Raw genomic sequence first — 569 nt, 5'->3', positions numbered from 1 at the left:
CCAACAAAACCCCCGCCACCCTCGCCGAAACCACCACCACCCTCACCAACCCCGACCACGTCGAGCCCACCGAACGGGGGCCGCTGGTGGAGCTGGACGCCGAGGGGCGGTCGGAGGTCGACGCGGCCTTCGCCGGGGCCGGACCGCTGGACGAGATCTGGCCGCTGACGCCGCTCCAGGAGGGCTTCCTCTTCCACACGCTCTACGACGGACCGGGCGCGGGCGGCGGAACGTCCCTTCGCGCCGGTGAGTCCACCGACCCGTATCTGAGCCAGATGCCTCTCACGTTGACCGGGGACGTGGACGCCGAGGCGCTGCGCACCGCCGTGCAGGCACTCGTGCGCCGCCATCCCAATCTGCGGGCCGGCTTCCTGGTGCGCCGCTCGGGGGAACCGGTGCAGGTGATCCCGGCCGAGGTGACGGTGCCCTGGCACGAGGTCGACCTGACCGGTATCGCCGAGGAATCCGAGCGTGAGCAGCGTCTGCGGTCCCTCCTCGACGCGGACCGGTCGGCGCGTTTCGATCCGGTGGCCCCGCCGTTGATGCGGGTCACCCTCGTCAAGCTGGCC

1 protein-coding gene is annotated in these 569 nt (G+C 71.7%); it reads left to right on the top strand.

Annotated features, from left to right (window positions below; all coding sequences use genetic code 11):
* Positions 1 to 569: condensation domain-containing protein (locus ACLF6P_RS29935; protein ID WP_415954557.1), on the top strand; the 569-nt coding region annotated here is incomplete at both ends.

Source organism: Streptomyces lothianensis, from assembly GCF_047779955.1.
Taxonomy (GTDB): Bacteria; Actinomycetota; Actinomycetes; order Streptomycetales; family Streptomycetaceae; genus Streptomyces.
Note: the sequence above shows the minus strand (reverse complement) of the source record. Positions and strands in the feature narration are given on the sequence as shown.